This is a genomic window from Pseudomonas sp. TH39(2020), assembly GCF_016650715.1.
Lineage (GTDB): Bacteria > Pseudomonadota > Gammaproteobacteria > Pseudomonadales > Pseudomonadaceae > Aquipseudomonas > Aquipseudomonas mandelii_C.
Map to the genome: position 1 here is coordinate 1,852,785 of NZ_JAEKFF010000006.1, position 26,764 is coordinate 1,879,548.

The 26,764-nt window shown below is 59.3% G+C and carries 23 protein-coding genes; 7 read left to right on the plus strand and 16 right to left on the minus strand.

Features of this window, described 5'->3' with window-relative positions:
- Position 1: 1 nt before the first annotated feature.
- From JFU47_RS16235 to JFU47_RS16245, 3 genes are all read left to right on the plus strand, one after another.
- The gene (locus JFU47_RS16235) at positions 2-1,123 is read left to right on the plus strand and encodes a methionine ABC transporter ATP-binding protein (RefSeq protein WP_201184252.1); all 1,122 of its coding nucleotides are present in this window, start codon (positions 2-4) and stop codon (positions 1,121-1,123) included.
- Positions 1,113-1,757: a methionine ABC transporter permease gene (locus JFU47_RS16240; protein WP_201184255.1), complete on the plus strand. Its 645-nt coding sequence runs from the start codon at positions 1,113-1,115 to the stop codon at positions 1,755-1,757. The genes JFU47_RS16235 and JFU47_RS16240 overlap by 11 nt, the downstream gene beginning before the upstream one ends.
- 105 nt (positions 1,758-1,862) lie before the next feature.
- Positions 1,863-2,492, plus strand: a complete 630-nt coding sequence (locus JFU47_RS16245) for a class I SAM-dependent methyltransferase (protein ID WP_201184259.1) — start codon at positions 1,863-1,865, stop codon at positions 2,490-2,492.
- 40 nt (positions 2,493-2,532) lie between these two features.
- Here JFU47_RS16245 and JFU47_RS16250 read toward each other — a convergent pair whose 3' ends face one another.
- The 4 genes from JFU47_RS16250 to JFU47_RS16265 form a co-directional block, all read right to left on the minus strand.
- Entirely contained in the window at positions 2,533-4,791 is a 2,259-nt protein-coding gene (locus JFU47_RS16250; RefSeq protein WP_446739635.1) for a glycoside hydrolase, read from the minus strand.
- Between the two features lie 100 nt (positions 4,792-4,891).
- Positions 4,892-7,945: an efflux RND transporter permease subunit gene (locus JFU47_RS16255; RefSeq protein ID WP_201184262.1), complete on the minus strand. Its 3,054-nt coding sequence runs from the start codon at positions 7,943-7,945 to the stop codon at positions 4,892-4,894.
- The gene (locus JFU47_RS16260; RefSeq protein ID WP_201184266.1) at positions 7,942-9,009 is read right to left on the minus strand and encodes an efflux RND transporter periplasmic adaptor subunit; all 1,068 of its coding nucleotides are present in this window, start codon (positions 9,007-9,009) and stop codon (positions 7,942-7,944) included. The genes JFU47_RS16255 and JFU47_RS16260 overlap by 4 nt, the downstream gene beginning before the upstream one ends.
- Positions 9,006-10,109: an efflux RND transporter periplasmic adaptor subunit gene (locus JFU47_RS16265; RefSeq protein WP_201184269.1), complete on the minus strand. Its 1,104-nt coding sequence runs from the start codon at positions 10,107-10,109 to the stop codon at positions 9,006-9,008. The genes JFU47_RS16260 and JFU47_RS16265 overlap by 4 nt, the downstream gene beginning before the upstream one ends.
- Before the next feature lie 157 nt (positions 10,110-10,266).
- On the opposite strand from JFU47_RS16265, the gene JFU47_RS16270 reads away from it, so the two are divergent.
- Positions 10,267-11,427, plus strand: coding sequence for an AAA family ATPase (locus JFU47_RS16270; RefSeq protein ID WP_201184273.1), 1,161 nt, complete (start codon positions 10,267-10,269; stop codon positions 11,425-11,427).
- Between the two features lie 465 nt (positions 11,428-11,892).
- Here JFU47_RS16270 and JFU47_RS16275 read toward each other — a convergent pair whose 3' ends face one another.
- From JFU47_RS16275 to JFU47_RS16290, 4 genes are all read right to left on the minus strand, one after another.
- Positions 11,893-12,675, minus strand: a complete 783-nt coding sequence (locus tag JFU47_RS16275) for a MetQ/NlpA family ABC transporter substrate-binding protein (protein WP_010464830.1) — start codon at positions 12,673-12,675, stop codon at positions 11,893-11,895.
- 161 nt (positions 12,676-12,836) lie between these two features.
- Positions 12,837-13,769, minus strand: a complete 933-nt coding sequence (locus tag JFU47_RS16280) for a sigma 54-interacting transcriptional regulator (RefSeq protein ID WP_201184276.1) — start codon at positions 13,767-13,769, stop codon at positions 12,837-12,839.
- Between the two features lie 73 nt (positions 13,770-13,842).
- Positions 13,843-14,424: an alpha/beta hydrolase gene (locus JFU47_RS16285; RefSeq protein ID WP_140680400.1), complete on the minus strand. Its 582-nt coding sequence runs from the start codon at positions 14,422-14,424 to the stop codon at positions 13,843-13,845.
- Positions 14,425-14,894: 470 nt separating this feature from the next.
- Positions 14,895-15,968, minus strand: a complete 1,074-nt coding sequence (locus JFU47_RS16290; protein ID WP_201184279.1) for a fatty acid desaturase — start codon at positions 15,966-15,968, stop codon at positions 14,895-14,897.
- Positions 15,969-16,068: 100 nt separating this feature from the next.
- On the opposite strand from JFU47_RS16290, the gene JFU47_RS16295 reads away from it, so the two are divergent.
- Positions 16,069-17,073 carry an AraC family transcriptional regulator gene (locus tag JFU47_RS16295; protein ID WP_140680394.1) on the plus strand — a complete coding sequence of 335 codons (1,005 nt, stop codon included), beginning with the start codon at positions 16,069-16,071 and terminating at the stop codon, positions 17,071-17,073.
- 127 nt (positions 17,074-17,200) lie between these two features.
- Here JFU47_RS16295 and JFU47_RS16300 read toward each other — a convergent pair whose 3' ends face one another.
- Together JFU47_RS16300 and JFU47_RS16305 are read right to left on the minus strand one after the other, a co-directional pair.
- Positions 17,201-17,566 carry a response regulator gene (locus JFU47_RS16300; RefSeq protein ID WP_140680393.1) on the minus strand — a complete coding sequence of 122 codons (366 nt, stop codon included), beginning with the start codon at positions 17,564-17,566 and terminating at the stop codon, positions 17,201-17,203.
- A 70-nt stretch (positions 17,567-17,636) separates the two neighbouring features.
- On the minus strand, positions 17,637-18,323 hold the full coding sequence (locus JFU47_RS16305; RefSeq protein ID WP_201184282.1) for a Crp/Fnr family transcriptional regulator: 687 nt from the start codon (positions 18,321-18,323) through the stop codon (positions 17,637-17,639).
- 84 nt (positions 18,324-18,407) lie between these two features.
- Between JFU47_RS16305 and JFU47_RS16310 the strand changes: the two genes are divergently transcribed.
- Positions 18,408-18,932, plus strand: coding sequence for an Mpo1 family 2-hydroxy fatty acid dioxygenase (locus JFU47_RS16310; RefSeq protein WP_201184285.1), 525 nt, complete (start codon positions 18,408-18,410; stop codon positions 18,930-18,932).
- Positions 18,933-19,045: 113 nt separating this feature from the next.
- On the opposite strand, the gene JFU47_RS16315 is transcribed toward JFU47_RS16310, so the two are convergent.
- The 6 genes from JFU47_RS16315 to dibA form a co-directional block, all read right to left on the minus strand.
- On the minus strand, positions 19,046-20,035 hold the full coding sequence (locus JFU47_RS16315) for a sulfate/molybdate ABC transporter ATP-binding protein (RefSeq protein WP_008148216.1): 990 nt from the start codon (positions 20,033-20,035) through the stop codon (positions 19,046-19,048).
- A gap of 3 nt (positions 20,036-20,038) precedes the next feature.
- Positions 20,039-20,908, minus strand: a complete 870-nt coding sequence (gene cysW, locus JFU47_RS16320; RefSeq protein WP_111449511.1) for a sulfate ABC transporter permease subunit CysW — start codon at positions 20,906-20,908, stop codon at positions 20,039-20,041.
- Positions 20,909-20,920: 12 nt separating this feature from the next.
- Positions 20,921-21,739 carry a sulfate ABC transporter permease subunit CysT gene (cysT, locus tag JFU47_RS16325; RefSeq protein WP_007899634.1) on the minus strand — a complete coding sequence of 273 codons (819 nt, stop codon included), beginning with the start codon at positions 21,737-21,739 and terminating at the stop codon, positions 20,921-20,923.
- 177 nt (positions 21,740-21,916) lie between these two features.
- The gene (locus tag JFU47_RS16330) at positions 21,917-22,930 is read right to left on the minus strand and encodes a sulfate ABC transporter substrate-binding protein (protein WP_201184290.1); all 1,014 of its coding nucleotides are present in this window, start codon (positions 22,928-22,930) and stop codon (positions 21,917-21,919) included.
- 142 nt (positions 22,931-23,072) lie between these two features.
- On the minus strand, positions 23,073-23,255 hold the full coding sequence (gene oscA, locus JFU47_RS16335) for a sulfur starvation response protein OscA (protein ID WP_007945260.1): 183 nt from the start codon (positions 23,253-23,255) through the stop codon (positions 23,073-23,075).
- Between the two features lie 193 nt (positions 23,256-23,448).
- On the minus strand, positions 23,449-25,374 hold the full coding sequence (gene dibA / locus JFU47_RS16340) for a phosphodiesterase DibA (RefSeq protein WP_201184294.1): 1,926 nt from the start codon (positions 25,372-25,374) through the stop codon (positions 23,449-23,451).
- 147 nt (positions 25,375-25,521) lie between these two features.
- Here dibA and desA point away from each other — a divergent pair, with 147 nt between their 5' ends.
- Positions 25,522-26,706, plus strand: a complete 1,185-nt coding sequence (gene desA / locus JFU47_RS16345; protein WP_123367102.1) for a delta-9 fatty acid desaturase DesA — start codon at positions 25,522-25,524, stop codon at positions 26,704-26,706.
- Positions 26,707-26,764 lie beyond the last annotated feature (58 nt).

Consider the following 26,764-nt stretch of genomic DNA (forward strand, 5'->3'; position numbering starts at 1 on the left):
GATGACGGCCGCGATCCAACGGCGACTGGAGATTCCAGAGCCACATAAAGCCGAACAAACCGAACTGCATCCGGATTTGAACCGCGCTCACGTGCGCTTCATCGGTCTGGGCAAAACCTACAACGGTCAGCAAGGCCCAGTGGCGGCACTGCGCGGCATCGACCTGGCGATCCAGCGCGGTGAAGTGTTCGGCATCATCGGCCGCAGCGGCGCCGGCAAATCGTCGCTGATCCGCACCATCAACCGTCTGGAACAACCGAGCACGGGGCGCGTGCTGATCGATCAGGTCGACATCGGCGAGTTCGATGAAGACCGCCTGGTGGCACTGCGTCGGCGCATTGGCATGATCTTCCAGCACTTCAACCTGATGTCGGCCAAGACGGTTTGGCAGAACGTCGAGTTGCCGCTGAAAGTCGCCGGTGTGCCGAAGGAAAAACGCGAGCAGAAAGTCCGCGAATTGCTGGAACTGGTAGGCCTGCAAGAGAAACACAAAACCTACCCGGCGCAGCTGTCCGGTGGTCAGAAACAGCGCGTCGGCATCGCTCGGGCACTGGTGCATGACCCGGCGATTCTGCTGTGCGACGAAGCCACTTCGGCGCTGGACCCGGAAACCACGCAATCAATCCTCGGCCTGCTGCGCGAGATCAATCAACGCCTGGGCCTGACCATCGTGCTGATCACCCACGAGATGGCGGTGATCCGCGATATCTGTGATCGAGTCGTCGTGCTGGAACACGGGCGAATCGTCGAACAAGGGCCGGTCTGGGAAGTCTTTGGCGACCCGCAGCACGATGTCAGCAAAACCTTGCTGGCGCCGCTCCAACACGGTTTGCCGGAAGAATTGCAAAGCCGCTTGCAGCCACACCCACAATCCTCGGACGCCACTGTTGTGCTGCGTTTGCAGTTCACCGGCAGCGCGAGCGATGAACCGGATCTGGCCGCACTGTTCGCCGCCCTCGGCGGTCGCGTGCGCTTGCTGCAAGGTGGCGTGGAACGGATTCAGGGCCATGCCCTCGGGCATTTGCTGCTGGCGGTGACCGGCTCGTCCCTCGGCGCAGAGGAATTGCGTCAACGCGCCGGCAACTGGGCGCAACAGGTGGAGGTGCTGGGTTATGTGGTTTGATCGCTTGCTGCAAGGCTTCATCGACACCTTCCTGATGGTCGGCGTGTCGTCATTGATCGCGCTGCTGGCGGGCATTCCGCTGGCGGTGATTCTGGTCACCAGCTCCAAGGGCGGAATCTATGAAGCACCGGCGCTGAACCGCACGCTGGGCGCGTTCGTGAACCTGTTTCGCTCGATTCCGTTTCTGATTTTGATGGTGGCGCTGATTCCGTTTACGCGGTTGATCGTCGGCACCACTTACGGCGTTTGGGCGGCCGTGGTGCCGCTGACGATTGCGGCCACGCCGTTCTTTGCGCGCATTGCCGAAGTCAGTTTGCGTGAGGTTGATCAAGGGTTGATCGAAGCGGCGCAGGCGATGGGTTGCCGGCGCTGGCACATCGTTTGGCATGTGTTGTTGCCCGAGGCGCTGCCGGGGATTGTCGGCGGCTTCACGATTACGCTGGTGACGATGATCAACTCGTCGGCCATGGCCGGGGCGATTGGCGCAGGCGGACTCGGGGACATCGCCTATCGCTACGGGTATCAGCGGTTTGATAGCCAGATCATGTTGACGGTGATTGTGTTGCTGGTGGTGTTGGTGGCGGCGATTCAGTTGGGCGGGGATCGGTTGGCTCGGGGGTTGAACAAGCGTTGAGTCTGGCTCAAGTCATTGGTCGTCAGCTTGCTCGCGATGGCTGCGCAGCAGCCTTCTGTCTCATGGCGTATATTCGGCAAATCCCAATTGCCTGCGCAGCCCACCATGAAACAGACCCCCACCGACCTTGAGCAGATCACCTCCACCACCTTGGGCCATTACAACTCGGTGGCTGAAAGTTTCCGCGAAGGGACTCGCGATCACGATGTCAGCCAGAACATTGCTGCGCTGCTGCGGCATATTCAGGGTGAGGCGCCGTTCGACATTCTCGATTTTGGCTGTGGGCCGGGTCGTGATTTGCAAACCTTCACGCGCATGGGCCATACCGCTGTCGGGCTTGATGGCTCAGAGAAATTTGCGCAGATGGCACGCGAAGACAGCGGCTGTGAGGTCTGGCAGCAGGATTTTCTGAAGCTGGATTTGCCGGCCGAGCGCTTTGACGGGATCTTCGCCAATGCGGTGTTGTTTCATATTCCGCGCCAGGAACTGCCTCGAGTGTTGAAGGAATTGCGCGGGGCTTTGAAGCCGGGTGGGGTGTTGTTCAGTTCCAATCCGCGTGGCGAGAATCAGGAAGGGTGGAATGGGCCGCGTTATGGGGCGTACCACGATCTTGAGACGTGGCGGCAATTGCTGACGGCGGCGGGGTTTGTGGAGCTGGAGCATTACTACCGGCCGGCGGGACTGCCGCGCGAGCAGCAGCCTTGGTTGGCGAGTGTCTGGCGTAAGCCGGCGTAGCCTGTCAGGACGCAACCGCGAGCAAGCCCGCGAAGGTTTTCTAGCGTTGCACAGCTACTTGATAGGTTGCCACTTCCCCATTTGCGTCAAACGCGGTGATGCTTCGATCGGCCAGCTGTCGCCCATCAATCTCACGTTCGCGCACATCAAAATTTGCCACCAGTCTGGTGCCATCGGCGAACGTTGTCTGCTGTACCAGACGATCCTCAGTCAGCCAACGGAAATCTGTCATCGCCTGAGTCGCCAGACGCTCATGCAGCGGGCGGAAGAAAACATCCTGACGCGCAATCACCGGTAACCGCTGCTTCAGCGTCGCCGCACTCAGGTGATACAGCGGCGGCACGTTGTAGAGCAATTGAGTCAGCTCATTCTCGGCGCGCACATTGCTCAACTTAAGGCTGTCGAACAGCCAATGATGGGTGGTGATCACCGAGCCATGGAACACCGCCTGATAAAGCGGCAAGCGTGTTTGCGGAGCAAAGTGAACCGTGCGGTAGGGTTCCTTGAGTGGCACGGTCTTGAAGAAAACCTGCGGCTGTTCATCAGGAAACCAGCGGCCCAGGTAATAGGGCGACTGCGGATTCTTGCTCATGTCCGAATCCCCCCAGCCGATCACCGGTGTCTGCATCCCATGGGCAAACAGTACGCCTTGGGCCGTGGTGGCGTTGCCATCCTCGGAACCGGTCGGTAGCTTCAACGTCTCGTTGACCCAGCGCGAGGCATCGATGTTGCCCTCGGCATTTTGCACCTGAGTCATGGTCGCGCCCACACGGTAGCTGTCGAACAGCATGCCGGTGGCGTAGGCATCCAGAAACCAGCTATTGAACCCGGCCTTGCTATGTACAGCCTTGATGCGCGCCTCAAGCAATGGCCGAGCACAACGCGGATCGGTGTAATGCCCCGATTGCTGAAACCCGCTTTTGAACGTCCCGGTTTCCAGCACGATCGCACATTCCTGATTGGCTCTGGAGCCCAGATGCGCGGTGGTCCAGTCCGGGTTTTCAGTGATGGTCAACGCCGTCTCATAGGAATCATAAGGCGCCACCAGATAACCTGCGGCAACGCCTTGCCGCACCGTTTCAGGGTGCCAGAGACCACCTTCCCAACCCTCGCCAAGGCCTAGCCATAATCGCGACAAGCCCGCAGCTTTCAGTTGTTCGATAGTCGTTGGTGACAAGGTATTGCCCCAGCGTTCCGATATTATCGTCACAGCATCGGAGAACGCCACTGCCAGCTCTGCACGTAACAAGCCGTAGCCGTCAGCCAGTTTTTTCATGTCCGGTTCGACGACAGACTGCCAGCCGCTGCGTGCCTTCTTGTTGAGCGCAGCATTGAGGCTGCGTAGCAACGTGACTTGCTGGTAACGATCAAGCGGTGGCTCAGCCCGGGCCAGTAACTGCGAGCTTTCAGCGTCAAAACTGGTACGTAACTCGCTGGCCAGTACACCGTTACCGCGCAACCCTTTCAGCAAAGCTGGCCAGCTTCGAACATCGTCCGGTCCGAGCAGGTCGTTACCCCACAGATAAACATGACTGGCTCCCAGGAGCTTTTTGGCTTCGGGAGTCTTCAGCAGTTTGTCGCTCAAGGTTTCGTATTGCCCGTTATCGACCAACCATTTCCGATAGCGCTTGGCACCCGCCAACAGATCGGTATCACCCAACGACAGCTTGAAGGTTAACGGTGCATTGGGCTCAAGGGAGGTGAATTGATGATGGACAGTCAGAGCAAGGGTGTTGTTGTTTTCGGCGCTGAAGATCAGGCGATTGTTGTAAGGGTTGGTCATCAGCCAGTTCAGCGTGAAGCCGCCGTGATCAACGCCCCACAGCGGCAAACTCAGGTCTTGGGTGGTATTGAACGCCCCCTGATCGAGCAGAAAGGTTTGCCACAGCCGATCACCGGCAGGCACATAACGCCCCTCGGCCAGCGGCCAGATCAGTCCTTTGCCCATAGAACTGCCGGGCTGCTTTAGAAAGCTCAGCTCACCGGGATCACGGGCCGTGATGGACAGGGACAGGTCACGCTGATCGAGGGCGGCACTCAGCGTCCAGGCGCCGTCATCCCACTGCCAGTCCATGCGATTGGCGCTTTGCTTGAGGTTGCTGACCTTATACCCGGTAACGCCCGACGAGGCTTGCACTGGCGAATGTTGTGCGGGGATGACGCGGATCGCCAGCGTGGCGGGATCGAGTTCGACGCGCCACAGCGAATTTTCCAGCACGCTGCCGGCCAGCGTCGGGGGTGAACACAACAGAGCGCCGAGCAACAGCACATAGCGCAGACAATAGGTCATCGGTGACATCGAAGCCCCTCCTCCATTTGGAAAGGGACCGTACAGCAACGCACCGACCATGTAAGTAGGACCGTTCCCAAACGTCACTCGGGAACGATCAACGCATCAATTACTGCGCTTCTTTCTTCGGCTCCCGAATCTTGTACCAAGCCACATACAGCGCCGGCAAAAACAGCAATGTCAGCAACGTCGCAATAATAATCCCGCCAATCATCGCGTACGCCATCGGCCCCCAGAACACTTCCCGGGCGATCGGGATCATCCCCAGGCTCGCCGCCGCAGCCGTCAGCAGAATCGGTCGGCGACGATGCTCCGTGGCTTGCACCACCGCATCCCACGGTGCATGACCGTCCTTCTCCAGGGCGTCGATCTGCGTCACCAGAATCACCGAGTTGCGGATGATGATGCCGATCAGCGCCAGAATCCCGAGGATCGCCACAAAGCCCATCGGCGTGCCCGTCGGGATCAGCGCCAGCACCACGCCGATCAAGCCGAGCGGCGCGACGCTGGCCACCAGGAACAGCTTCTGCACGCTGTGCAACTGGATCATCAGAAAGGTCGCCATCAAAAACAGCATCAACGGCACGACCTTGGCAATCGGCCCTTGGGCCTTGCCGCTTTCCTCCACCGTGCCGCCCGTGGCGACCGAGTAACCCACCGGCAAACTGGCGGCGAATTTGTCGATGTCGGGTTGGAGTTGTTTCACCAGGTCGGTCGGCTGAATCTCATCGCGAACCGCAGCCTTGATGGTGATGGTCGGTTTGCGGTCACGGCGCCAGACCAGCGGCTGCTCAAGTTCATAACGCACAGAAGCGAAAGCCAGCAGCGGAATCGACGTGCCGCCCGGCGCGACGATCTGCAAATTCTGCAGGGTTTCCGGGGTGCCGCGTTCGGCGTCTTCCGCGCGGCCCACCACGTTGATCAGGTAGATATCGTCATCGACCTGAGTCACCGGTGCACCGACCACAATGCTGTTCATCAGGTTGGCCACGTCTTCTGACGACAGTCCCAATTGCCGTGCCTTGTCCTGTGCGATGTCGATGCGCAGGACTTTGCCCGGTTCGTTCCAGTCGTAAATGATCTCGCCAATGTGCGAGTTTTTATCCAGTTCGGTGGCCAGGGCGATGGCGTGCTTGCGCACCTGATCGATGTCCTTGCCGCTGACCCGGTACTGAATCGGCCGCCCCACCGGCGGGCCCATTTCCAGTGCCTGGACGTAGCTGCCGATACCGACAAAATCTTTACGCAGCCGTTCGCGCAAGCGCTGGCTAAGCGCGTTACGCGATTCCAGACCTTTGCTGACGATCACCAGTTGCGCGTAATACGGGTTCTGCAATTGCTGGTCGAGGGGCAGGTAGAAACGGATCGCACCTTCGCCGATGTAAGTGCTCCAGCGCACGATGTCCGGGTCGCCCTTGAGGGTCGCTTCGAGCTTGTCCACTGCCTTGCGGGTTTCGGCGATCGAAGCGTTTTGTGGCAGGTTCAGGTCGACGAGGATTTCCGGGCGGTCCGAGGACGGGAAGAACTGGTTCTGCACAAACTGCATGGAAAACACCGACGCCACGAACAGCAAGAGGGTGATGCCGATCGCCCACCAGCGATTGCGCATGGCCCAGAGCATGCCGTAATTGAACCCCCGACCGATGCGTCCCGGTTCAGCGGCGTGCGGTTTCACGTTGGTGCTGAGGATGTGCACGCCGATCACCGGGGCGAACAGCACCGCGACAATCCACGACACGATCATGGCCACCGCGATCACCGCGAACAGCGTGAAGGTGTACTCGCCGGCCGAGCTGGCGTTCAGGCCGATGGGCACGAAACCGGCCACCGTCACCAACGTACCGGTGAGCATCGGGAACGCGGTCGAGGTGTAAGCGAACGTGGCCGCTTGCTCCTTGGTCTCGCCCATTTCCAGGCGCGTGACCATCATCTCGACAGTGATCATCGCGTCATCCACCAGCAATCCCAGGGCGATGATCAACGCGCCGAGGGAAATCCGCTGCATGGTGATGCCGCTGTATTCCATGAAGACGAAGACCATCGCCAGCACCAGCGGGATCGAGCAGGCCACCACCAATCCGGCACGTACGCCGAGGCTGATGAAGCTGACGATCAGCACGATCACCACCGCTTCGAACAACGCGCTCGTGAAGCCGCCGACGGCTTTTTCCACCACTTCGGCCTGGTCGGAAACGTTGTGCACGCCGACGCCCACCGGCAGATCGGCAGTCAGGTCGGTCATGCGCTGGTGCAACGCCTTGCCGAACACCTGAATGTTGCCGCCCTTCTTCATCGCAATGGCGAGGCCAATGGCAGGATGGCCGTTAAAGCGGAATTCCGGTGTCGACGGGTCGACATAGCCACGGCTGATGTCGGCGATGTCGGCCAAACGGTAGAAACGGTCGTTGAGTCGCAGGTTGACGTTTTCCAGGTCCTTCTCGGAGGCAAACTGTCCGGACGTACGCACGGAAATCCGCTCGGGACCGGCCTCGATCACACCGGCAGGGGTCACCGCGTTTTGCGATTGCAGGCTCTGCACCACCTGACGCTGATCGATGCCCAGCGCCGCCAGTTTGCGGGTGGAGAAGTTCAGGTAGAGGACTTCATCCTGCTCGCCGACCATCTCGACCTTGCCCAGCCCCGGCACTTCGCGGATCTCGGCGCGGACTTGCTCGACGTAATCGCGCAATTGGCGCATCGACAAACCGTCGGCGGTAAAGGCGTACACCGAGCCGAACACGTCACCGAATTCATCGTTGAATCCCGGCCCTTGCAGGCCTTGGGGGAAGTCGCCGCGAATGTCGTTGATCTTCTTGCGCACCTGGTACCAGATTTGCGGGATGTCCTTGGCGCTGGTGGTATCACGCAAGTTTACGAAGACCGTCGACTCGCCGGGGCGGGTGTAGCTTTTCACGTAGTCGAGAGAGTCGAGCTCTTCGAGTTTTTTCTCGATCCGGTCAGTAACCTGCTTGAGGGTTTCTTCCTGGGTCGCGCCCGGCCACCGGGTCTGGATCACCATGGTTTTGATGGTGAACGACGGGTCTTCCTCACGGCCGAGGTTCATGTACGAGAACACGCCCATCAGCAGCGCGATGAACATCAAATACCAGACAAACGACTGATGCTTGAGGGCCCATTCGGACAAGTTGAAACTCCCTTTCATTGCGGGCTGTCCTCATCGATTTTTACTTTCTGCCCCGGTTTCAGGCTATTCACGCCGGCACTGACCACCCGCTCGCCGGACTTCACGCCGTTCGCCAGGACCATGGTTGCGTCAGTGCGACTGAGCAGGCTGACGTCTCGCGGGGAAACGGTCTGGGTCTGCGGGTCGATGACCCAGATCCGCGGTTTGCCATCGACCTCCTGAAGCGCAGTCAGGGGCAGTTCGATACGCGGTTTGATCGCGGAGCTGAGGGTCACGCTGATGGCCGTGCCCAGGCGAAAACCCGGTGGTGTCTCGGTCAGTGTCAGGCGGGCGCGACGGGTGCGGGTCGCACTTTGCGCCTGGGGTTCGATTTCGCGAATGATGGCGGTGGTGGTGATGCTCGGGTCGAGCTGGACGGCCACCTGAAACACCACGTCTTCCGGCAACTGGTCGACCAAAGTATCCGGCAGATCGATTACGGCTTCCTTGATGTCCGGCTGCGCCAGGGTCACCACTTGCTGGCCGGCGCTGACGACTTGCCCGGCTTCGGCGTTCCACGCGGTGACCACGGCTTTGTGGTCGGCGCGCAGTTCAACGTAGTTGAGCTGGTCCTTGGCCTGATCGACCGCAGCCTTCGCTTGATCGAGGGAGGCCTGGGTGGTTTTAAGGTCGGTCTGTGCGATGTCGAGTTGCGCCTGGGCGCCCACGCCACGATCGAACAACTCTTGCTGACGCCGGGCGTTGGCCTGGGCGTTGATGAATTGCGCCTGAACGCTGGCCAGATCACCCTGAGCGGAACGCAACTGGTTCTGTTGATCGGTGGGGTCGAGCGTGGCGAGCAACGCGCCCTTTTGGACTTCGGCACCGACATCGACATGACGGCTGGCAATGCGTCCCGGCACCCGGAACCCGACATTGCTTTCATACCGGGCCTGGATGTTGCCGGCGAAGCGGCCCAGGCTTTCTTCGTCCAGGGACTGGACCTTGATGGACAGCACCGGACGCACAGGCTCCGGCGGCGGTTCCTTTTTCGAGCAGGCCACCAGCATCACTCCGGCGCAAACCAGCAACAGACGCTTCATGGCTGGGCTCCCGCGGCTAAATCCTTATAGGTGTTTTCGGCGATTTCCACCTTCACGCCGGGGTGCAGCAACTGGCCGCCGGCGATGACCACTTTTTCGCCACCTTTCAGGCCGTCGCTGATGATCACTTTGCCGGTCAGGTAGCGGCCGACCGTGACGGTGTGCAGCTGTGCCTTGCCCTCGCCGTCCACCAGCCACACCGCCGGGTCGCTGAGATTTTTCGTCAGAGCCGACCAGGGCAGTTCGACCGCCGATTTGCCTGGCGTCTTGGCCGTGGCACTCACCACCGAACCGAGCTGCATGCCTTCCGGTAGTCCGTTGAGCGTGACTTTGACCTGCACCGTGCCGGTCTGCGCGGAGACGGCCGGGGTGATTTCCCGAACGGTGCCGGTGGTTTTGATCGCGGGGTTGTCGAGCAGGCTGACGACCACCGTTTTATCCTCTGGAGGCTCTTTCAGCAGCGATTCGTAGACGTTGAACACGGCGTCGCGCTCACCGTCCCGGGCCAGGCTGAAAATCGGCACAGTGGCCTGCACCACCTGGCCGACCTCGGCCTGACGCGCGGTAATCACCCCCGGCGCGTCGGCAATCAGCGCGGTATAGCCCAGTTGTTCCCGGGCGTTGGCCAGCTGCGCCTGGGCAGCCGTCAGGGCGCTTTGGCTGCTGCGCAATGCAGCTTGGGCGGAATCGTATTCGCTTTGGCTGGTGTAGCCCTTGGGCAGAAGTTTTTGCTGGCGAACGAATGCGGCGGCAGTCTGTTTGACCCGGGCCTGCTCGGCAACAACCTGTGCCTGGGCCGAGTCGACGCTGGTTTGCAGGTCCTTGGGATCGAGCTTGGCCAGCACTTGTTTGGCCGATACCCGGTCACCGACATCGACCATGCGCTGGATGATCTTGCCGCCAACGCGGAACGACAGGTCAGTCTGGACCCGCGCCTGAACATCACCGGTCAGGGTTACCGTCGCCGCGTAATCCGCAGGTTTTACCTCTTGCACGAATACCCGCGGACGGTCCTTTTCGACCGGTTTTTTATCGCCACAGGCACTCAGCAGGACAAGGAGGCTCAGACCAACCACTGTTTTCAATCCGGGACCTACCATGCAGACTCCTTTGCGTTGTACGAACGTGCCAATGGCGATACGACTGTGAGCGTAGAACAGGGTTCCAAGGGTGCGCCTCACGGTTTGAAATAAAGCCTGGCGCACGATGACGTCGACAATAAGGCAGAATCGCGCACCACGCAGCAGGAAGCCTCCCATGCTCAAAACCCTCGCGGTGGCCAATTACCGCTCGATCAATAAATTGGTGATTCCGCTGGGCAGGTTGAACCTGATCACCGGCCCCAACGGCAGCGGTAAATCCAACCTCTACCGCGCGTTGCGCCTGCTGGCGGAAACCGCTCAGGGCGGCGTGGTCAATGCCTTGGCCCGCGAGGGTGGGCTGGATTCGACCTTCTGGGCCGGGCCGGAAAACATCACTCGACGGATGCGTAATGGTGAAGTCCCGATCGAGGCGACCGTTCGACACAGTGCCAAACGCCTGCGCCTGGGGTTTGCCGGGGAAGATTTCAGCTACTCAATCGCGCTGGGGCTGCCGGAGCCGAGCCTTTCCGCGTTTTCTCTGGACCCGGAAATCAAGAAGGAATGCATCTGGTCCGGCCCGTTTTACCGTCCGGCCAGCCTGTTGGTGGATCGAAACGGCCCGATGATCCGGGCCCGGGCCGGGCGCGGCTGGGAGGTGCTGGCCCAACACACGCCGAATTTCGACAGCCTGTTCGATCAGGTCGGCAGCTTTCGCACCTCGCCGGAAGTCATGCAGTTGCGTGAGTTCATCCGCCGCTGGCGATTCTATGATCACTTTCGCAGCGACGCTGATGCGCCGGTGCGCCAACCGCAATTAGGCACCCGCACGCCGGTGCTGCATCACGATGGTCGGGATCTGGCGGCCGCGTTGCAGACAATCCGCGAAATCGGCGACCCCGAGGCCTTGCAGGCCGCCGTCAGCGACGCCTTCCCTGGCGCGCGATTGAACATCGCGCCGCTTCAGGGGGGGCGGTTTGCAATCGAGTTTTACCAGGAAGGCTTATTGAGGCCCTTGTCGGCGGCCGAGTTGTCGGACGGGACGTTGCGCTATTTGCTGCTGGTCGCAGCGCTGCTGACGCCTCGGCCACCGACGCTGATGGTGCTGAACGAGCCGGAAACCAGTTTGCACCCGGACCTGTTGCCCGCGTTGGCGCGGTTGATTATCCGGGCGTCGGAGCAGTGTCAGGTGTGGGTGGTTTCTCATGCACGGCGGTTGATTTCGGCGCTGCAGGAGGACCCGGAGTGCAATTGCATTGTGCTGGAGAAGAACCTGAGCCAGACCGGGATTGTCGGGCAGCGGATGCTGGATGAGCCGGCTTGGTATTGGCCGGACTAACCCCGACCCACGCACTGAGTGGGAACGATCATCCATATCGCGCAAAAACTATCCTCCGAATTTGCTGAGGCAGCAGAAGACGACTATTTTTCTTTGCGTTGTAGGAAGGATCTTTTTTTCGTAATCCCCCTCCAAGGACGCACAGCTTTTGGCCAGACTCCCCGGCCGAACCATCACAAGGAAGAGAAAATGGCTGACGTAAAAGTGCCACAGCGGCTGGATCCGCAGGACATCGTGAAGTTGCTGGTGGCGTTGCGCAGGGCGTTGAAGGCCAGGGTGGCCTGAACGAGTAAATTCCCCTGTGGGAGCGAGCCTGCTCGCGAAAGCGGCGTATCAGCAAAAGTAATGTCGACTGACACTCCCTCTTCGCGAGCAGGCTCGCTCCCACATGAATTGCGTCCATAAAAAACGCCGACGCTATATCAGCCGTCGGCGTTGAAACCTTGAAGGGGTTTACCTCGCGAATCAGAACGCCGGCAATACCGCGCCGCTGTACTTCTTCTCGATGAATGCTTTCACTTCCGGGCTGGTCAAAGCCTTGGCCAGTTTCTGGATGGCTACGCTGTCCTTGTTGTCCGGACGCGCCACCAGGAAGTTCACGTAAGGCGAATCGGCACCTTCAATCACCAGCGCGTCTTTAGCCGGGTTCAGACCTGCTTCCAGCGCGTAGTTGGTGTTGATCATGTCCAGGTCGACCTGGTCCAGAACACGCGGCAGCATGGCCGATTCCAGTTCCTTGAACTTGAAGTTGTGCGGGTTCTTGGCGATGTCTTTCGGGGTGGCCAGAGCGTTTTTCGGGTCTTTCAACTCGATCAGGCCAGCCTTCTGCAGCAGGATCAGAGCACGGCCGCTATTGCTGCCTTCGTTCGGGATTGCGATGGTTGCGCCGTCTTTCAGCTCAGCCAGGGTTTTGACTTTCTTCGAGTAACCGCCGAAGGGTTCGACGTGCACGCCGATCACGGTCACCAGGTTGGTGCCTTTACCTTCGTTGAAGCTTTTCAGGTACGGCAGGGTCTGGAAGTAGTTGGCGTCCAGACGCTTCTGGTCGACCTGTACGTTCGGCTGAACGTAGTCGGTGAAGACTTTGATTTCCAGGTCCACGCCTTCTTTGGCGAGGGTTGGCTTGATCAGTTCCAGAATCTCGGCGTGTGGAACCGGAGTCGCCGCCACCACCAGTTTCTCGCCAGCCTGGGCCAGGCCCGCAGTCAGGGCAGCCGCCAATGCGGTGAACAACAGAACCTTTTTCATGCAGTGTCCTTATCGAAAATCACGGTCGTCATCGACGACGGCTTTTAGTACGAGTGCCAGTGAAGTGCTATCGCTGGCGTGACGCGGACAATACCGGGATTTTTTATTCCCGAACAATATCTTTTATTCACTTTCATATTCCATTTTGTTCATACAGATCGCTACAGCGTCTGCGTCAGGCTTTCGAGCAAATGCTTGAGTGCCGATCGCTCGCCAGCCGTGCCGTTTTTAATCAGCAGAGCCGCTTGTTGCTCGATCTGCACCAATGACGGCGGCGCCTCGGGCAGATTCAAATGCTCCGGCAAAATCTCATCACCAGTACTGACCAGTAACGCAAAGTGAATGACGTTCTCCAGCTCCCGGGTGTTGCCTGGCCAACTGTGTTGCTCTAACAAATGCTGCGCGGCTTCGCTGATCAGTGGCACTGGCAGGTCCAGGCGCTGGCTATAGATGCCGAGGAAATATTCGGACAGCGACAGAATATCGCCCACCCGTTCACGCAAGGCCGGCAGTTCGAGCTGGCCTTCGCTGAGGTAGTGGTAGAGACGCTCATGGAATTTTCCGGCGGCCACCGCTTGGGCCAGGTCGATGCTGGTAGCCGCCACCAGGCGCACGTCCACCGGGCTTGGTTGGTGAGCGCCGACCCGCGTGACTTCGTGGTTTTCCAGCGCCACGAGCAATTTGATCTGGATTGGTAGCGGCAAGTCGCCGATTTCATCCAAATAGAGCGTCCCGCCGTTGGCAGAACCGAACCACCCCGCACGACTGCTGGCTGAACCGCTGTAACTGCCAGCGGCATAACCGAACAATTCAGCATCAGCGTAAGTCGGGCTGATCGCGCCGCAGTTGACCGAGACGAACAACCCACCACGATCACTCGCGCGATGGATGTGCCGCGCGAGCAACTCCTTGCCGCTGCCGGTTTCGCCCCGGATCAACACCGAGATCGAACGCGGCGCCAATAGCTCCAGCTCCTGGCGTAACTGACGCGAACGCGGATCGACAAACACCAGCGCCTTGGCGCGAATGCTCAGGGGGCTTTTTTCTGCGTCGGGGAAGGTCAGCAGCGGCTGACCGAAGGCTTCAAAACTCATGGCAGACTCCCGCCCTAAACCGCCGGGAGACGGGGGGCGTTGTTTTAAAAAACAAAAGCAAAAAAGAAAAGGTTCAAGCGCGGCGCAGGGCGTGGTGTTCCATTCGGTTTTGCAGGCGATAGAGATAAGCAAAACCCTGCTCCCAGCGTTGGTGACCGGACTTCACGTTGATGTGTCCGGCACCCGACAAAATCCCCGCCTCGGCGCCCCAGTGACGTGCCAGTTCCAACGCACGCGGCGTGCTCACGGCGCCGTCATTGTCGGAGCTGACAACCTGACTCGGGAACGGCAGCAGATGGGTCGGAATCGGTGCGAAATTGCGCAGGGCCGGTGCGCAGGACGGACGCTCGACGTCCGCCGGGGCGACCAGCAAGGCGCCGCGGACCTGACGCAAAAACGGCACGGGCGCCGTGGCAGCCCAATGCGCGACAGTGATGCAACCCAGGCTATGGGCGATCAGGATCACCGGCGTGCTGTCGGCGGCAATCGCCTCAGCCAGTGCCGCGACCCAGTCTTCACGACGTGGTGTCAGCCAGTCGGCCTGCTCCACCCGCGCGCTGTTCGGCAGGCTGTTCTGCCAGTGGCTTTGCCAATGATCTTCTGGCGATCCTTGCCAGCCCGGCACAATCAGATAGCGAATTGATTCGTTGCGCATGGGGGAGCTCTCCTGCTGCTTGTCTGTTCCCGAGCAAGTATAGGGAGGAGAGTTATATTCGTTAAGGAATAAGAAGCTATTTATTAAGACCTATATCGAATATAAAATCGATCACCTGTGGGAGTGAGCCTGCTCGCGATAGCGGTAGATCAGTCACCATCCATGTTGGATGTAGCGACGCCATCGCGAGCAGGCTCGCCCCCACAGGGTCTGGTGTTTGTCCGGAATAAAAAAGGGACCGCACCCTGCCAAGGAGACGGCCCCGGAAACTCAACATTTGAAAGCGCGATGATTGGCTGAAATTGATATCCAATAAAGGAATATTTAATTACTTTATTAGGTCAAAAACGCATATATCAATCAGCGATACGGTAACCACCCAGCAACCCTGCTTGCGTCATAACGTAGCGACCTTTTGGGTCAGATTGATGACGGCCGCCTTTGCCGTGTTGAGTTTCCGGACACATCGATCAAACCTGAGCCGCACGAACCTCCTGTGCCTCTGTTGTTTCCTTGCGCACAAATCGATTCGCCCGCCCAAACGTCCCGAAATCATTAAACCGCACGCCCATCTCGCGCATCACTTTATGCGCCACCGGCACGGTCATCTGACGGATGTAAAACGGTTCCTTCACCACAAAATGATGGATGCCGTGGCTGCTGCCGAAGTTGAAGCAGAACGCCTGCAACGGCCACATCCACCACGGGTTCAGCACCTGGGTCTGCTGGATGACATTGCCCGGCTCCACGTCACCGTAGTAGTGCATGTTCGAGCTGACGAAATGCAGGCAAAAGGTACGCAAGACGTTCGGGCCGATGATCACCACGGCAGCGATGTCGATCACCTGCATCACCGACAGCGTGGTCGCCGACCATTCGATCGACGTTCCCATCAGATAGGCGATGCCATTGGCCGCATGGAAGCCGAGAAACAGGTACCACGCCCCCCAATGCACCAACGCCAGCGGCGCGTAGACCCTCAGGGTGCGCTTGATGATGCTGATCTTGTGAGCCCAGGTCTTGGCCCGCAGCATACGAATGAACGCCGACATCACGTTGTCGCCGACCATCAGCAACCGCGCGAAACCCCAAGGCTCGCCGTTGGTGATGGCGCGCTCTTCCATGTCGGATTCCGTGCCGGAGACCTTGTGGTGATTGAGGTGCAGATGCCGGCGAATCCACGGATTGATCGTGCTCGGACGCGCCAGCCACACCAGGCCCATCATCAGGTTGTGCGGCACGCGCTGTTTGCGGAAGTACATGCTATGGATCAGGTCGTGTTCCAGCTCGTGGGTCAACGAGGCAAAAAAGGCGTTGAGCAACAGGCATGCCCACCAGGCCATGTGCCCGGTCGTGTAGAGCGTCGCCGAGCCGATCATCCCGATCAGCGCGAAGGCCAAAATACCTGCGCCCAAAGCGTCTTGATGGTTGAGAATCGGATAGCGCTGACGCAGTTCGACACCCTTGGCCAGCACCACTTGGCGAATATGCGCTGATCGCTGAGTTGCATTCAGTCGCTGGGGACTTGCAGAAGTACCGTGCATGCTTCCATCCTCTGGTTATTGATGTTCGCATCCTGCCTTGTGAACCCTCGCAACGCGGTAGCCGTGAACGCCAACCTGTTGACCGGAAGCGCCAATCAGCATGACTGAACCGACCTCCCTCGCCAGCTGGACCCGCGCCCTGCGCAAGCAACTCGATGCGCTGGGCCTCGACAGCACCGCCCTGTGCCAACAGGCGGGGCTCGACCCGCAACTGATGGACGACCCGAACGCCCGTTACCCGTTGTCCGGCACCACGCGCCTGTGGGAAATCGCAGTGCAGGTCAGCGGTGATCCGGCGATTGGTTTGCGGGTATCGCGCTTCGTCAGCCCCACCACGTTTCACGCACTCGGTTATGCGCTGGTGGCCAGCGGCAGTCTGCGAGAAGTGTTCGAGCGCATCGTGCGTTATCACCAGGTGGTCAGCGATGCCCTGGACCTGGAACTGACCCGCACCGAGGACCGCTACCGCTTCCGCCTGAAAATCCCGCCAGGCAATCCGGCCCCGGCCTTCGAAGCCATCGACGCCTTCACAGCGATTTACGTACGCACCTGCCGCAATCGCCTGGGCCGCGATTACGCCCCGCTGGCGGTGTACCTGCGTCGCCCGGAACCGGCGGACCCGCATCAATGGCACAAAGTCTTCCGCTCACCGGTGTACTTCGCCGCCGATGAAGACCGACTGGAATTCGCCGTCGTGGACTTCGACAGCCACCTGGACGACGCCAATCCGGAACTGGCCGAACACAACGAAGCCGTGCTCAAACGCACCCTCGCCCAGCTCAAACCCCTGACCTGGGAACGCAAGGTTCGCGACGCCATTGAGGAGCAATTGCCGGAAGGTGAGCCCAGCGCCGAACACATCGCCCAGGCTCTGCATCTGAGTTTGCGCAGCCTGCAACGGCATCTGGCGGACGAGGGTTGCCGGTTCGATACGCTGCTCAACGAAAGTCGCGAGAACCTGGCGCTGCTGCATTTACGCGATCAGCAATGCTCATTGAGCGAGATCAGCTATCTGCTGGGATTTGCGGACACGAGCAGCTTCAGCCGCGCATTCAAGCGCTGGACCGGGATGACACCGGGGCAATTTCGAGATGGGTTGCGGTAACAGATTCTGAAAGTGGGTTGTCTGGTCTTGCCTCTTCGCGAGCAGGCTCGCTCCCACAGTTGACCGCATTCCAATGTGGGAGCGAGCCTGCTCGCGAAGAGGCCAGACCAGACGCTACAGAAACGCCTCAGCGCCCCCGATCCCGCCGCAACAACTTGCGCACCCGCTTCACCAACTCGCTTACGGCAAATGGCTTGAGCAGGTAATCATCCTCATGCAACTCCAGATCGCGCAGGCGATCCTCGATGCCGTCCCTGGTGGTCAGGAACAGCACCGGCGTTTCGCCGAGCTTGCGGATCTGCTGCAGCAACTGCCAGCCATTGAGCCCGGGCAGCATCACGTCGAGGATGATCAGCTCGTATTCGCCGGACTCGATAAAGCGTCGGCCGTCCATACCGTTGACCGCCACATCGACTGAGTAACTTGCCTCGCTCAGGCCTTTAGCCAGGAGTTTGGCGGTCTCGGGTTCGTCTTCCACTAACAGCACACGCATGGCACACCTCGATTGTCGTCATCACAGGCTAGGCGCCTTCGCGTCCAAAGCCCACCACTAACGCCGGGTTTTAGATAATCGCCAACATCCGCAATCGTTGCGCATCCAGAATCTCGATCTCGCCGTACTTGAGATTCACAATCCCCTGCCCCTGCAAGTCGTTGAGAATCTGGTTGGTGGTCTGGCGCGACAGCGACAGCATCGACGCCAATTGTTCCTGGGGCAGTTGCAACACCCGTCGCGGCGGGTCGATCTCGCCATAGCCCTCGGCGATCATCAGCAAGCGATGCGCCAGTCGGGCCGCTGCCGGCATGAGGCTCAGCTGTTCGAGATTGATGAACGTCAGGCGCAGCTTGTGGCTCATCAGCAACGCCAGTTGTCGCCAATACACCGGTTGTTCATCAAGCAACGTCAGCAGCGCGGTTTGCGAAATGTGCAGCAGGGTGCAATGACCCACACCGAACGCATCATGAGTGCGCGGCTGGCCATCGAACAGACAGATTTCGCCGAACCAGTGGGGCGACTCCACCAGGCTCAACAGCGCCTCCTTGCCCTGCTCGCTCACTGCGCCGATGCGCACCGAACCTTCGAGCACCGCGTACAGCCCGCACGGTGGATCGCCGCGCTTGAACAGCCGCTGGCCCGGCGACAACCGCCGCACCCTGGCGGCGGCCAGCAGACTATCCTGTAAGGAAACAGGTAAATGGCTGAACCACTGGCCGCTCATCAGGCGTGGACGCCAGACCTGCATATCCATGAAAACTCCTAGAGATTGTCGCCTGCCTGACAGAGCGAAATGTGGACCCGGGGCATGATCCATCACCCAACAGGAGGAACAACAATGAAAAGCCTCGTTGACCATCTCAGTCAATACGCCGCCTACCACCGTGACCCGCGCAATATTGCCAGCCACTTTATCGGTATTCCGCTGATCGTTGTCGCCGTTGCGGTGCTGCTGTCACGGCCCGAGTGGTCGCTGGCCGGGGTTTGGGTGTCACCGGCAGTGCTTTTGGCGCTGGCTTCGGCGTGGTTTTATCTGCGACTGGAGTTACGGCTGGGTGTGCTGATGACGATATTGCTGGGCCTTTGCGTTTGGCTGGGTCATGTGCTCGCGCAGCAAAGCACGCTGGTTTGGCTGGTGAGCGGCATCGGGATGTTTGTGGTGGGTTGGGCGATTCAATTTGTCGGTCATCACTACGAAGGACGCAAACCGGCGTTTGTCGATGATGTGACGGGGTTGATTGTCGGGCCGTTGTTTGTGGTGGTTGAGTTGGCGTTTTTGCTGGGGTTGCGGCATGACCTCAAAGAGCAGATCGAGGCGCGGGTGGGTGGGGTGCGTTTGCGTCAGAAGAACGCTGCAGCGTAGGACGCTTTAAAAGATCGCAGCCTGCGGCAGCTCCTACAGGTTTTTCGGTTGGCCACACGTGTGCTTAACCCAAATCCACTGTAGGAGCTGCCGCAGGCTGCGATCTTTTGATCTTAGATGTTGGCGAGTTTCTGCCAGACCTTCGGCTTGAAAAACAGCGTCTCGCCCTTCGCCAACCCGATCAGGCTGTCGTGATCTTTCACCACTTCAGCTTCGATCAATTCGCTCTGGCCTTCGACCTTCAACGTCACCCGTGTCGTCGCGCCCAACGGACGAATATCCCGCACCTCGGCCGCGTGGTGATCCTCCAGCTCATGACGCGACAGCGACACTTCGTGAGGACGGAACAGCACATGGTTGTCTTCACCCAGATGCAACCGGTTCGAGTCACCCAGGAAGTGATAAACGAAATCGCTGGCCGGGTTTTCGTAGACGTCGCCCGGTGAGCCGATCTGCTCGATCACGCCCTTGTTCATCACCACGATGCGGTCGGCGACTTCCATCGCTTCTTCCTGGTCGTGAGTCACGAACACCGAGGTCAGGTTGATGTCTTCGTGCAGCCGCGCCAACCAGCGACGCAGTTCTTTACGGACCTTGGCGTCGAGGGCGCCGAAGGGTTCGTCGAGCAGCAGGACTTTCGGTTCCACCGCCAAGGCACGAGCCAAAGCAATACGTTGACGCTGACCGCCGGAGAGTTGTTCCGGGTAGCGATCCGACAGCCAATCCAGTTGCACCATGTTCAGCAGCTCGTGGACTTTCACCGCGATCTGGCTTTCGCTCGGGCGCTGGTTTTTCGGCTTCATGCGCAGGCCGAACGCGACGTTGTCGAACACCGTCATGTGGCGGAAAAGGGCGTAGTGCTGGAACACGAAGCCGACGTTGCGATCACGCACGTCGTGGCCGGAAACGTCTTCACCGTGGAACACGATGTTGCCCTGATCCGGGGTTTCCAGGCCGGCGATGATCCGCAGCAACGTAGTTTTGCCGCAACCGGACGGGCCGAGCAGCGCCACAAGTTCGCCGCTTTGAATGTCCAGGCTGATGTTGTCCAGCGCCTTGAACGCGTGAAAATTCTTGCTGACGTTACGCACTTCAATCGACATGACTTATTCCTCCGCGGCGCTGGCGCGCAGGCGGTTAATACGGTTTTCGCTCCACTGCTTGAGCAGCAGGATGAAGAGCGCCAGGATCAGCAACAGGCTCGCCACGGCGAACGCGGCCACGTGGTTGTATTCGTTGTAGAGGATCTCGACGTGCAGCGGCAGGGTGTTGGTCACCCCGCGAATGTGCCCTGAAACCACCGATACCGCCCCGAACTCACCCATGGCCCGCGCCGTACACAGCACCACGCCGTAGATCAGGCCCCATTTGATGTTGGGAACGGTGACGTGCCAGAACATCTGCCAGCCATTGGCCCCGAGCAGGCGCGCGGCCTCTTCTTCCTGCGTGCCTTGTTCCTGCATCAGCGGGATCAGCTCGCGCGCCACGAACGGCACGGTGACGAAGATCGTCGCCAGCACGATGCCCGGCAAGGCGAAGACGATCTGGATGTCATGGTCCTGCAACCACGGACCAAACAGGCCCTGCGCACCGAACATCAGCACGTAGACCAGACCGGCGATGACCGGCGACACCGAAAACGGCAAGTCGATCAGAGTGACCAGCATACTTTTGCCACGGAACGAGTACTTGCTCACGCACCATGCGGCACTGACACCGAACACCAGGTTCAGCGGCACTGAAATCAGCACGGCGATCACCGTGAGTTTCAGGGCCGACAAAGCGTCGGGTTCGAAGATCGCGGTGAAGAACGCACCGATTCCGAGCTTCAGGCCCTGAGACACCACGATCACCAGCGGCAGCAACAGGAACAGGGTGAACACCAGCCAGCCAAGGCCGATCAGGATTCGCCGCGATGAAGCACTGCCACGGCGGGCGGCGTTCGAGGAAGCAGCAGCAATAGACGATTGGGACATTTCTGCGCCTCCTTATGGGGTTTCGATGCGTCGTTGCAGCAAGTTGATCAGCAGCAACAGGACGAAGGAAACCACCAGCATCAGTACACCAATGGATGTGGCGCCGGTGTAATCGTACTGGTCGAGTTTGACCATGATCAGCAGCGGCAGGATCTCGGTTTTCATCGGCATGTTGCCGGCAATGAAAATCACCGAACCGTACTCACCGACCCCGCGGGCAAAGGCCAACGCGAAACCGGTCAGCCAGGCTGGCAGCAGCGCGGGGACCAGAATATGGCGGAAAACCTGCAACGGTTTCGCACCCAGGCACGCCGCCGCTTCTTCCACTTCCCGAGGGATATCAGCCAATACTGGCTGTACGGTACGTACTACGAATGGAAGTGTCACAAAAGTGAGGGCAAGGGTGATGCCGAGGGGGGTATACGCGATCTTGAAACCCAGGTCCGCTGCAAACTGACCCACCCAACCATTGGGCGCGTATAGCGCAGTCAGCGCGATACCGGCCACGGCGGTGGGCAATGCGAAGGGTAAGTCGATCATCGCATCGATGACTTTGCGTCCAGGGAAGGTATAGCGCACCAGCACCCAGGCCAGCAGCGTGCCGATGATGCCGTTGATGATCGCGGCATAGAGCGCGGTGCCGAAGCTGAGCTTCAACGCCGCCAGCACCCGTGGCGCCGAGATAATCGCCCAGAACTGGTCCCAGGTGAGTTGAGCGGCATGCACGAACATCGCCGCCAGTGGAATGAGCACAATCAGGCTGAGGTACACCAAGGTGTAGCCCAGCGTCAGCCCGAAGCCGGGTATGACGGGGGAAATACGACGCGACATAAAAGTCCTTGGTTGAAAAAATCAATCAGCTCAACGCATCCATGTGGGAGCGAGCCTGCTCGCGAAGAAGGAGCATCAGTCAACAATTACGTCGTCTGAAACACCGCCTTCGCGAGCAGGCTCGCTCCCACATGTTCCGCGCCCAAGCTTAAGGCTCGTTGTGTGGCTTATTTCAGGTTATTGCGCCTGATAAATCTGGTCGAACACGCCACCATCATTAAAGAATTTCGGCTGTGCGGTTTTCCAGCCGCCGAAGTCCTTGTCGATGGTCACCAGGTCCAGTGTCGGGAACTGTTTGGCGTACTTGGCGGCAACATCCTTGTCACGTGGACGATAGAAGTTTTTCGCCGCAATTTCCTGGCCGGCCGGGCTGTACAGGTGCTTGAGGTACGCTTCGGCGATCTCGGTGTTGCCCTTTTTCTCGGCGTTCTTGTCGACCACGGCGACCGGAGGCTCGGCAAGGATCGACAGCGAAGGCACGACAATGTCGAACTTGTCAGCGCCGCCATCTTCTTTCAAGGCCAGGAAGGCTTCGTTTTCCCAGGCCAGCAACACGTCACCCTGACCGTTGTTGACGAAGGTAATGGTCGAACCGCGAGCACCGGTGTCCAGCACAGGCACGTGCTTGAACAGGGTTTGCACGTATTCCTTGGCTTTCGCTTCGTTACCACCATTGGCTTTCAGGCCATAGGCCCATGCCGCGAGGAAGTTCCAGCGTGCACCACCGGAGGTTTTCGGGTTCGGAGTGATGACTTCCACGCCGTTCTTGGTCAGATCGCCCCAGTCCTTGATGCCTTTAGGGTTGCCCTTGCGCACCAGGAACACGATGGTCGAGGTGTAAGGCGTGCTCGCTTCCGGCAGACGCGTCTGCCAATCCGCTGGCAGGGTCTTGCCGAGTTTGGCGATTTCATCGATGTCACCGGCCAGGGCCAGGGTCACCACGTCGGCGCGCAGACCGTCGATCACCGCTCGGCCCTGTTTGCCCGAACCACCGTGGGACTGCTGGATTTTCACGGTGTCGCCAGCGTGGTCTTTCTGCCAGAACTTGACGAATTCGGCGTTGTAGTCCTGATACAGCTCGCGAGTCGGGTCGTACGATACGTTAAGCAGTTCGTAATCCTTGGCAACCGCGGAACCAGCAAAAAGGGCACTGGCCAGGGCGGCCAAAGCGAAATGACGAATCGACGACATGGTGAAAGCTCCTGGAATTCTGATTGTGTTGGCTTTTTATGGTCTGGAATCGGGGTTGCCTGTCAAAGATCGCAGCCTTCGGCAGCTCCTACACAAAGCCCCCGTAGGAGCTGCCGCAGGCTGCGATCTTTTGATCTTTGTTTCAGCTCGGTTTGTTGCTTGGGTTCTGCAACCGGAATTTCTCTTTGCGTTCGATCTGGACCACCTGGGCGTTGTGCACGGTGATTTCCACTGCGCCAAAACGCAGATCGCGCAAGGCGCTCTGGATCTCACGCAAAATGGTTGCTTCGTCCTGGCCGTCAACGCTACGTAGGGATGCGCTCATGATGCTGCTCCTTCAACTAGAGGTTGCCTGGCAGTGGCGAGACTGCTTGCGGCGTGAGACCAATAGTAGATAAGCGCTGATATTCTTAAAAAGACTATTTAAGAATTTTAATATAACCAAAAAACCGATAGAGAACTGGGGCAGGGACGCAGAGCGTCCCGGGCGGCATTCCCACGCGGGAGCGTGGGAACGATCAGTGCTGCTGAATCAGCGGTGCCCGCTCCCAATCCAGCTGCGGCGCCGGCACCGGCCGTCCAAACCAGTAACCCTGCCCCAGATCGCAGCCGTGTTCGAGCAGGAAACTCGCCTGCTCGACCTGCTCGATCCCCTCGGCATGAACCTGCATCCCCATGCTCTGGGCCAGCGCAATGATCACCCGCACAATCGCCGCGTCATCCTCATCCCACGGCAACCCGGCAACGAAGCCCTGATCGATCTTGAGTTTCTGTACCGGCATTCGCTTGAGGCGCAGCAACGACGAATAGCCTGTACCGAAGTCATCGATGGCCAGCCGAACGCCTAATTCACGCAACCTGTGCATCTGCTCCAGCGCGACTTCCGGGTCATCCATCACAGCGCTCTCGGTAACTTCCAGCTCCAGACAGGCAGGATCCAGCCCGGTTTCGTTCAGCACCTTCGCCACCTGCCCAAACAGCTCACGGCGGGCGAACAATCGAGAAGAAACATTCACCGCGACAAACGACAACACCACCCCGGCCTGCTGCCACTGGCACATCTGCTCACAGGCCTGGCGCATCACCCAGGCATCAATTTCGGCGATCAGACCGGTGCGCTCGGCAATGGGAATGAATTCTGCCGGCGACACCAACCCTCGCTGTGGATGCTCCCAGCGCACCAATGCCTCGACGCCGATCAGGCGGCTGGTCTTGAGGTCGTGAACCGGCTGGTAATAAACCCGCAACTCCTGCTGCTCCAGCGCACGGCGCAATTCGAATGCAGTCTCGACCCGTTGCTGGGCATGGACGGTCAATTCTTCGGTATAGAGGGCGTAGCCGTTACGCCCGGCGCTCTTGGCCTTGAACAGCGCCGAGTCGGAATTGCGCAACAACTGCTCTGCGCTCAAGGCGTCGCCGGGGAACAGGCTGATGCCGACGCTGATATTGACGAACAACTGATGCCCGTCGATCTGAAACGGCTCTTTGAGGCCATCGATGATCCGCTGAGCCAGCGCCGCCGCGTGCACCATTTGCGGACAGCTTTCAGCCAGCACGACGAACTCGTCACCGCCGAGGCGCGCCAGGGTGATTCCCGGACCGACCATCGCTTTCAAACGCTCGGCCACGCCCTTGAGCAACTGGTCCCCAATGCTATGCCCGAGGCTGTCGTTGATCATCTTGAAGTGATCAAGATCGATCATCAGTAACGCGCAGCCGCGCTTGTGGACGTGCGCCGAAGCCAGGGCCTGCTCGGCACGGTCGGTGAACAGCAAGCGGTTGGGCAGATCGGTCAGCGGATCGTAGTGAGCCAGACGCGTCAGTTCATGCTCGGAGTTTTTGATTGCGCTGATGTCGGAAAACACTGCCACGTAATGGCTGCGCCGCCCCCTCTCGTCGTCAATGACGCGGATGGTCTGCCATTGCGGGTAGATCTCGCCGCTTTTGCGGCGGTTCCAGATTTCCCCGCTCCACTCGCCGGTGCTGTTGAGTGTCGCGAACATCGTCTGGTAGAAAGCCGGCGGATGATGACCGGACTTGAACAGACTGGGGCGCTGGCCGAGCACCTCCTCGCTCTGATAGCCGGTAATTGCCATGAAGGCCCGGTTTACATGGACGATCAACCCTTTGTTGTCGGTAACCAGCACCCCTTCACGCGTGCAATCGAACACCGCGGCCGCCTGACGCAAACGCTCGCGGTCTTCAGTGCGCTCACGCAATTTTGCGCCGATCCCCAAACAACGGAACAATCGCGCCCGGGCGAGGAAAATCAGACCGGCACTGAATACCACCCAGGCATAACCGTTGATCAGTTGCCATCGCATTAGCTCAGCAGAGCTATCGAAGAAACTGTTCAATAAATAACCGCTGAACAGCAGCCAACCTATAGAAACCAGAAGGTAAAGCAGTGCAGCACGCAAAGCATCGCGATAGGTGGCAGACATTCGGCTATCCATGTCCCTTCAAAAAGGATGGAACTATAGTTTAAAGAAACATCCAGCCACTCTTATCTGAAAGGGCGACTGGTTTTATCTGTGGGCTAAGTGATAATGCAACGGCTGTTTTTTTCTTTATCGAGGGCCCAATAGCCTATGTGGTACGAAGGTTTTCTCGGCTTGTCGCCCTGGTCACTGGTGGCAGTCACCCTGCTGATGACCCACGTGACGATCATCGGCGTCACGGTCTATCTGCATCGTTATTCAGCCCATCGCTCGCTTGAGCTCAATGCTGGCCTGAAACATTTCTTCCGCTTCTGGCTGTGGCTGACCACGGCACAGAACACCCGCGAGTGGACCGCTATCCACCGCAAGCACCACGCCAAATGCGAAACCGTCGATGACCCGCACAGCCCGGTCATCAAGGGCCTGTCCACCGTTCTGCGCAAAGGCGCCGAGCTGTACCGTGCCGAGGCGGAAAACCCCGAGACCCTGCGCATCTACGGCAAGAACTGCCCCGAAGACTGGATCGAACGCAACCTGTACAGCCGTTTTCCGCTGCTGGGCGTGGCGATCATGGGCGTCATCGACCTGCTGCTGTTCGGCACCATCGGCATCACCATCTGGGCGATCCAGATGATGTGGATCCCGGTCTGGGCCGCCGGTGTGGTCAATGGCCTGGGCCATGCCATCGGCTACCGCAACTTCGAATGCCGCGATGCGGCGACCAATCTGGTGCCGTGGGGCATCCTGATCGGCGGCGAAGAACTGCATAACAACCATCACACCTACCCTAATTCGGCAAAACTGTCGGTAAAGAAGTGGGAATTCGATCTCGGCTGGGCCTGGATCCAGGTCTTCAGCTTCCTGCGCCTGGCCAAGGTTCAGCGGGTCGCGCCAATCGCCCATCGGGTCGAAGGCAAAGGCAACCTGGACATGGACACCGCCATGGCGATCCTCAACAACCGCTTCCAGATCATGGCCCAGTACCGCAAATTGGTGATCGCACCGCTGGTCAAACAAGAACTGGAAAAGGTCGATCACTCGGTCCGTCACCAGTTCCACCGCGCCAAGCGCCTGCTCTCGCGGGAAACCAGCCTTCTGGATGACAAACACCACGTTCGCATCCAGACCATGCTCGAGCACAGTCAGGCGCTGAAGGTAATTTACGAGAAACGCCTGGCCTTGCAGCAGATCTGGGTCAAGACCAGCTCAAATGGTCACGACATGCTGGCCGCCATCAAGGATTGGGTACACGAAGCCGAAGCCAGCGGGATTCAATCCCTGCGCGACTTCGCCGATCAGTTGAAAACCTACTCCCTGCGCCCCGCCGCTGTCTGACGCCGTTGATCGGTGCGCCCCGTTCGTGGGCGCACCCTTCGGAACTAAGCTCCAAATC

Excerpts from the sequence above, each read along its gene's own strand:
- JFU47_RS16235 (WP_201184252.1), top strand. The coding sequence starts at position 2 with ATGACGGCCGCGATCCAACGGCGACTGGAGATTCCAGAGCCACATAAA.
- JFU47_RS16240 (WP_201184255.1), top strand. The coding sequence starts at position 1,113 with ATGTGGTTTGATCGCTTGCTGCAAGGCTTCATCGACACCTTCCTGATG.
- JFU47_RS16245 (WP_201184259.1), top strand. The coding sequence starts at position 1,863 with ATGAAACAGACCCCCACCGACCTTGAGCAGATCACCTCCACCACCTTG.
- JFU47_RS16250 (WP_446739635.1), bottom strand. The coding sequence starts at position 4,791 with ATGTCACCGATGACCTATTGTCTGCGCTATGTGCTGTTGCTCGGCGCT.
- JFU47_RS16255 (WP_201184262.1), bottom strand. The coding sequence starts at position 7,945 with ATGAAAGGGAGTTTCAACTTGTCCGAATGGGCCCTCAAGCATCAGTCG.
- JFU47_RS16260 (WP_201184266.1), bottom strand. The coding sequence starts at position 9,009 with ATGAAGCGTCTGTTGCTGGTTTGCGCCGGAGTGATGCTGGTGGCCTGC.
- JFU47_RS16265 (WP_201184269.1), bottom strand. The coding sequence starts at position 10,109 with ATGGTAGGTCCCGGATTGAAAACAGTGGTTGGTCTGAGCCTCCTTGTC.
- JFU47_RS16270 (WP_201184273.1), top strand. The coding sequence starts at position 10,267 with ATGCTCAAAACCCTCGCGGTGGCCAATTACCGCTCGATCAATAAATTG.
- JFU47_RS16275 (WP_010464830.1), bottom strand. The coding sequence starts at position 12,675 with ATGAAAAAGGTTCTGTTGTTCACCGCATTGGCGGCTGCCCTGACTGCG.
- JFU47_RS16280 (WP_201184276.1), bottom strand. The coding sequence starts at position 13,769 with ATGAGTTTTGAAGCCTTCGGTCAGCCGCTGCTGACCTTCCCCGACGCA.
- JFU47_RS16285 (WP_140680400.1), bottom strand. The coding sequence starts at position 14,424 with ATGCGCAACGAATCAATTCGCTATCTGATTGTGCCGGGCTGGCAAGGA.
- JFU47_RS16290 (WP_201184279.1), bottom strand. The coding sequence starts at position 15,968 with ATGCACGGTACTTCTGCAAGTCCCCAGCGACTGAATGCAACTCAGCGA.
- JFU47_RS16295 (WP_140680394.1), top strand. The coding sequence starts at position 16,069 with ATGACTGAACCGACCTCCCTCGCCAGCTGGACCCGCGCCCTGCGCAAG.
- JFU47_RS16300 (WP_140680393.1), bottom strand. The coding sequence starts at position 17,566 with ATGCGTGTGCTGTTAGTGGAAGACGAACCCGAGACCGCCAAACTCCTG.
- JFU47_RS16305 (WP_201184282.1), bottom strand. The coding sequence starts at position 18,323 with ATGGATATGCAGGTCTGGCGTCCACGCCTGATGAGCGGCCAGTGGTTC.
- JFU47_RS16310 (WP_201184285.1), top strand. The coding sequence starts at position 18,408 with ATGAAAAGCCTCGTTGACCATCTCAGTCAATACGCCGCCTACCACCGT.
- JFU47_RS16315 (WP_008148216.1), bottom strand. The coding sequence starts at position 20,035 with ATGTCGATTGAAGTGCGTAACGTCAGCAAGAATTTTCACGCGTTCAAG.
- cysW (WP_111449511.1), bottom strand. The coding sequence starts at position 20,908 with ATGTCCCAATCGTCTATTGCTGCTGCTTCCTCGAACGCCGCCCGCCGT.
- cysT (WP_007899634.1), bottom strand. The coding sequence starts at position 21,739 with ATGTCGCGTCGTATTTCCCCCGTCATACCCGGCTTCGGGCTGACGCTG.
- JFU47_RS16330 (WP_201184290.1), bottom strand. The coding sequence starts at position 22,930 with ATGTCGTCGATTCGTCATTTCGCTTTGGCCGCCCTGGCCAGTGCCCTT.
- oscA (WP_007945260.1), bottom strand. The coding sequence starts at position 23,255 with ATGAGCGCATCCCTACGTAGCGTTGACGGCCAGGACGAAGCAACCATT.
- dibA (WP_201184294.1), bottom strand. The coding sequence starts at position 25,374 with ATGTCTGCCACCTATCGCGATGCTTTGCGTGCTGCACTGCTTTACCTT.
- desA (WP_123367102.1), top strand. The coding sequence starts at position 25,522 with ATGTGGTACGAAGGTTTTCTCGGCTTGTCGCCCTGGTCACTGGTGGCA.